The sequence below is a fragment of the Arthrobacter sp. genome (assembly GCF_030540645.1).
In the GTDB taxonomy this organism is placed as follows: domain Bacteria; phylum Actinomycetota; class Actinomycetes; order Actinomycetales; family Micrococcaceae; genus Specibacter.
The window spans coordinates 1-5175 of record NZ_JAUNVV010000006.1; the positions used below are offsets into that span (position 1 = coordinate 1).

Genomic DNA, 5175 nt, shown 5'->3' on the forward strand with positions numbered 1-5175 from the left:
CAGGCACACCCGTTGCGGTGCATTGAGCCGCCTCTGCAGCGGTCATGATGAGAGAACTGTCATCTTCATTTCATGTGGATCGGCGTTTTAATGAGGCATGGTTGAGGAATGCATGTCCCGCGCTTCATCATTCTCTCCTTCATTGGCCTCCTGCTGGCCAGCATCCTGACCGCCACAGCGCTGCTGGCGTCCGGCTCCGAACCGGAACTTGGCGATTCCATAGTTGTCACGCCGCTGCCGGTGCCGGGCCCGGCTTTGAATCCATCCAGCACCCGCTCGCCAAAGCCCACAGCACTGAAAACTGCCGCACCAGGAGCCGTACCAGTCCCACCGTGTGTAGTCATCGCCGGGTCCGACGACGACTGCGACGACGCTGATGTCGACGATTTGAATGAACAGGACGAATTGGACGACCCGGATGAGCTGGACGACCCGGACGACGACGTCAATGATTATGACTCTTCCAACAACAGATACCGCTACGGATACAAGCAGTATTATGACCAACGTTAAGGGAAGCCGCCGCGCGCTGAGCGCCCGGGGTCGCATCATCGGGGCCATGGTGGTGTTGCTGGCAGCCGCCTTCAGTGCCTCTCTCATGTGGTCAGCGCAGGTACTTTCGTCCAAGACCGACGCGCTGGTGGCCGACCGGCTGACCCACGCCGCTGACAGTTTCCGCGCCTTCTCCGTCTCCCCTTCGGGCCGCTATCAGCACACCGTGGATGAACTCCTGACCCGGTACATGCAGGACACAGCCACGTATCCGATGGAAACCCAGTTTTCACTTTTGGATGGGGCACCCCACCGCCGCACCCAGGCGGATCCTCCCGTCCGCCTGGATTTGGATGCGGAATTCATGGCCCGTCTTGCGCACCATTCCGCCCCCACCCACGGAACGTTGCAAACGGCTGCCGGCGAAGCCGCATACGCGGCAATACCCGTCAGCGTTGTGGGAGACTCACATTCCGGGACGCTCGTTTACGTCCAGTTCCGCAGCGCCCTGTCCCAACCCCTGTACAGTTCCCTGGGCATCTTCGCCGTCGCGAGCGTGTTGGCCCTGGTGGGTGCCGCACTGGCCGCCTGGTTCATCGCCGGCCGCGTCCTTTCCCCTGTTCGGCTGGTGCGCGAAGCAGCAGAGTCCATCACCGAAACTGACCTACGCCGCAGAATCGAAGTGGTGGGCCGTGACGACGTCGCAGCTTTGGCCAGCACTTTCAACCGGATGCTGGATCGATTGGAAACGGCCTTCACCACCCAGCAACAATTTGTCGACGACGCCGGACACGAACTGCGCACACCCATCACCGTGGTGCGCGGGCAGTTGGAGATGATGGGAGATTCCCCCGAAGAGCGCAACGAGACCATAGCCCTTGTCACCGATGAACTGGACCGGATGAGCAGGATCGTCAACGACCTGCTGCTACTGGCAAAAGCCGAACAGCCGGACTTCATTGTCCGCGAAGAGGTGGAAGTCATGGACCTTCTCGTCGATACCTTGGCAAAGGCGCGCATGCTGGGTCCGCAGCATTGGGTTCTCGACGAGCTCGCTGAAGGTCCGGTGCTGGCGGACGGGCAGCGGCTGACTCAGGCGCTCATGCAGTTGGCCACCAATGCGGCTGCACACACTCCTCCGGACGGAACCATTGGGATGGGATCACGCATTTTGGCGGACTCGTTGGTCTTGTGGGTGCGGGACACCGGCTCCGGCATGAGCGAGGCGGAGCAGGAAGGCATCTTCGAACGATTCCGCCGCGGCACCGCGCGCCGCACTTCCCCAGGCGCCGGACTTGGGCTGTCCATTGTAAACTCCATTGTGGACGCACACGGCGGCAAGGTGCGTGTGCAAAGCATCAAGGGTGCCGGCAGCACCTTTGAAATTTCCCTGCCGCTGCTCCGTCCGGAAGGCTTGGATGAGTCCGGCCAGCCATGATGACAACCACTCGGCAGGAAGACCCCCATGAATCGCATCCTGATTGTCGAAGACGAGGAACGCATCGCCACCTTTGTGCAAAAGGGCCTCAACAGCAAGGGCTTTGTCACGAAAGTGGTCGGCGACGGCCAGTCCGCCTATGAAGAAGCCTCGTCCAGATCCCACGACCTGCTCATCCTTGACATCGGACTGCCTGACGTGGACGGACTGACGGTTCTTCATCGCTTGCGCGAGGAACGCGTGGACATCCCCGTGATCATCCTCTCAGCTCGCAGCTCCGTCAATGACAAGGTCGCCGGGCTGGTTGGTGGTGCCGATGACTACTTGCCGAAGCCCTTCGCCTTTGAAGAACTGCTCGCCAGGGTGCGGTTGCGTCTGCGCAGTCATGTCCTGGAGGACCAGAGCATCCTTAAGGCAGGCGGCCTCAGCCTTGACCTGCGCACACGCAGGGCCTTGGTCGACGGCGTGCCCAAGGATCTCAGCGCCCGCGAGTTTGCGCTTGCCGAGACCCTGTGCCGCCATCGGGACCAAGTGCTGTCCCGGGAACAGCTCCTCTCCCAGGTCTGGGGCTTTGACTTTGACCCCGGCTCCAACGTGGTGGATGTGTACATCCGCTACCTGCGAAAAAAGTTGGGTGCCGAACGCATCGAGACAGTCCGCGGCATGGGATACCGGATGCGCACCAACTAAGCCACATGAGAGTGCTCTCATGTGCATCTCCTTTTCGTCTCATATGGGTGCGAAAGAGTGAACGCAAGCAAACTTCACTCGAACATAAGGAGAACCATGTTAGCCCTCTGGGTGGCAATGGCCGCAAACTTGATCTGTATCATCACGCTCGTCTATGCGGTGTACTTCCCCCGCTACCACCGCCGCGACTTGGCCTTGGCCTATGTGTGCCTGAACGTGGGCATCATGATGGTGACAATACTGCTCACCGGCAGCGCCGTTGGCGTGGGCTTGGGCTTGGGACTGTTCGGCGTACTTTCCATCATCCGGCTGCGCTCGGACACCCTCACCCAAGGTGAAATCGGCTACTACTTTGCCGCTCTGGTGCTGGGGCTGCTCAACGGCCTGCACCCTGACCCGGCCTGGCTGGCCCCTGTCCTGTCCATAGTCCTGGTCGCTACTTTGTACGTTGCCGACCACCCGAGGATCTCGCCCAGTACCCGCCGTCAGACCATCACCTTGGACCGTGGCTACGCCAACGAAGCAGAACTGAAGCAGGCCCTGGAAACACTGCTCGGTGCCAAGGTCATGCGCATTGAAGTTGTGGCCCTGGACATGGTCCGTGACCTGACCATCGCTGACGTTCGTTATAAGAGCGCTTCAGCAAAGGCGCCCAAGCAGTTCCGGGAAATGTTTTCCCGCCAGCAACAAGACGAGAGCAACTCCCTCATCGCCGCTCCACACCCCGGCGCCTCCTCTGCCTACCCTTCCTCTTCGGCCTACCCGGCGGCGCCAGCCAATGCACCCACCCAGTCCCCGTTGACCGCTGAAGCCCCTTATGACTACAGCGGAACACGTTCATGAGACACCAACACCACAACGCTCACGTCAGCTGCGCCGATGTGCTGGAGCGCAGTCTGGAGCGCCGGGGGCCAATCAGCTTGGCGGAAGTCAATGAGGAGGCCGCACTACAGCGCCGCGTTGACAAGAAATTCCTCCTGACGGCGGAAGAGCTGGCCGCCCTGATCGACCGGCTGGATGATGACTTTCGGGTTATGGACATTGATGGTAGGCGGGTTTTCGGCTACAGCTCCACGTACTTTGACACGCCCGACTTCGACCAGTTCCGGGCCCACCGGCAGGGACGGCGGCGTCGCTACAAGGTCCGCAGCCGCACCTACCTCGACTCGGGGCTGTGCATGTTTGAGACGAAGTTGAAGGGGCTGCGCGGGGAGACGGACAAACACCGCATCCGCTACCCCTTGGAGGATCGGAACCGCATGAACGCTGATGCGCGCAATTTCCTGAGCGAGCTTTTGGACACCCAGTATGGGCTTCCCATGCCTGCGCTGGAACCTGTCATGGCTATTGACTACCACCGCGGCACCTTGGTCAACCCCATCAGTCAGGAACGCCTCACCCTCGATGTGCAGCTGTTGTGCCGTGACCGCAGCCAGGAAGTGGCTGGCCCCGACATGGTGGTGGTGGAGACAAAGTCCGCCGATGGCCGTGGCGTCGCGGACAGGGTCTTGGCGGAGATGGGCATTCGGGACGTGAGCATGAGCAAGTACTGCGTGGGCATCGCCATGTTGCACCCGAAGTTGCCGGCCAACCGTTGGAGTAGGCTGCTGCGGGAAAACTTCTCCTGGCAGCGTGTCGCAGTTCCGGGCCCGCACGCAACTCAAACTCTGACAGCCTGAGCGCCTGAGTAGCTAAAAGCTGCAAACCGCAACGCCCGGGAAGGGTCAGCGTCCTAGTGCCTTGACCCTTTCCACGGCCGCCACCAGTTCGTCGGCGGCGGTGTCCAGAGCAGCGGCGCCTGTATCGGCACCGAAACTAAAGCGCAACGCCGTTTGTGCCACGGAACGTTCAATCCCCATGGCCGTGAGCACTTCCGAAGGTTCGTCCGAGCCGGCCGCACAGGCTGAGCCGGAGGAGCAGATGATGCTTCGCCGTTCCAGTTCCAGGAGCACTGATTCCCCGCTGGTGCCGGGCAGGCAAAATGAAGCAATCCCCGGTAGACGCCGCACTGGGTGGCCTGTCAGTAGAGCGCCCGGCACCCTTTCCAGGATCTGGCCAATGAAGCGGTCACGTACTTCGGCAGTCCCGGTGGATCCGGCAACCCTACCCGCCGCTGACAGGTTCAATGCCGTGGCCAGTGCGACGGCGAACGCCACGTTTTCAGTGCCGGAGCGGGTTCCGCGTTCCTGACCACCGCCATGCACGAGGGGCTCGCACGGCACACCGCCGCGCAAGTACAGCAATCCCACACCCTTGGGTGCTCCCAGCTTGTGCCCCGATACGGCCAGCGAGTCCACGCCCAATTCACGCACATCCAGACTGAGCCAGCCGGCAGCCTGCACGGCGTCGGTGTGGAACGGAACGCCCATGCCGGCGGCGACGGCGGCCAACGCCGGAATGTCCTGGACGGTGCCCACCTCGTTATTGGCGTACATGATGGCAGCCACGGCAACATCGGATCCCTGCACTTCAGGGGACCCTGCTTCGCTACCATCGCCATTTGCCCCGCGCCCGTCCCCAGCTGCCCTACCCAGGGGGTGCCCGGCGTCGTGCTC

6 protein-coding genes are annotated in these 5175 nt (G+C 61.8%); 5 read left to right on the forward strand and 1 reads right to left on the reverse strand.

Features of this window, described 5'->3' with window-relative positions; genetic code table 11:
• Positions 1-108 precede the first annotated feature (108 nt).
• The 5 genes from Q4P21_RS02165 (at position 109) to Q4P21_RS02185 (ending at position 4299) form a co-directional block, all read left to right on the forward strand.
• Positions 109-513 (forward strand): hypothetical protein, encoded by a 405-nt coding sequence (locus Q4P21_RS02165; protein WP_303387226.1) that lies wholly within the window; start codon positions 109-111, stop codon positions 511-513.
• A complete protein-coding gene (locus tag Q4P21_RS02170; protein ID WP_303387227.1) occupies positions 500-1930 on the forward strand; it encodes a cell wall metabolism sensor histidine kinase WalK in 1431 nt (476 codons plus the stop codon). Before Q4P21_RS02165 ends, Q4P21_RS02170 begins: the two co-directional genes overlap by 14 nt.
• A gap of 27 nt (positions 1931-1957) precedes the next feature.
• Complete coding sequence (locus Q4P21_RS02175; protein WP_207346371.1) at positions 1958-2620, forward strand: response regulator transcription factor; 663 nt, start codon at positions 1958-1960, stop codon at positions 2618-2620.
• 96 nt (positions 2621-2716) lie between these two features.
• Positions 2717-3463, forward strand: coding sequence for a DUF4956 domain-containing protein (locus Q4P21_RS02180; RefSeq protein WP_303387228.1), 747 nt, complete (start codon positions 2717-2719; stop codon positions 3461-3463).
• Positions 3460-4299 carry a polyphosphate polymerase domain-containing protein gene (locus Q4P21_RS02185; RefSeq protein WP_303387229.1) on the forward strand — a complete coding sequence of 280 codons (840 nt, stop codon included), beginning with the start codon at positions 3460-3462 and terminating at the stop codon, positions 4297-4299. The genes Q4P21_RS02180 and Q4P21_RS02185 overlap by 4 nt, the downstream gene beginning before the upstream one ends.
• Positions 4300-4344: 45 nt before the next feature.
• Here Q4P21_RS02185 and Q4P21_RS02190 read toward each other — a convergent pair.
• On the reverse strand, positions 4345-5175 hold an 831-nt coding region (locus tag Q4P21_RS02190), incomplete at its 5' end, for a cysteine desulfurase family protein (RefSeq protein WP_303387230.1).

Coding starts and splice junctions, on each gene's coding strand:
- Q4P21_RS02165 (WP_303387226.1), top strand. CDS start 109: ATGCATGTCCCGCGCTTCATCATTCTCTCCTTCATTGGCCTCCTGCTG.
- Q4P21_RS02185 (WP_303387229.1), top strand. CDS start 3,460: ATGAGACACCAACACCACAACGCTCACGTCAGCTGCGCCGATGTGCTG.
- Q4P21_RS02175 (WP_207346371.1), top strand. CDS start 1,958: ATGAATCGCATCCTGATTGTCGAAGACGAGGAACGCATCGCCACCTTT.
- Q4P21_RS02180 (WP_303387228.1), top strand. CDS start 2,717: ATGTTAGCCCTCTGGGTGGCAATGGCCGCAAACTTGATCTGTATCATC.
- Q4P21_RS02170 (WP_303387227.1), top strand. CDS start 500: ATGACCAACGTTAAGGGAAGCCGCCGCGCGCTGAGCGCCCGGGGTCGC.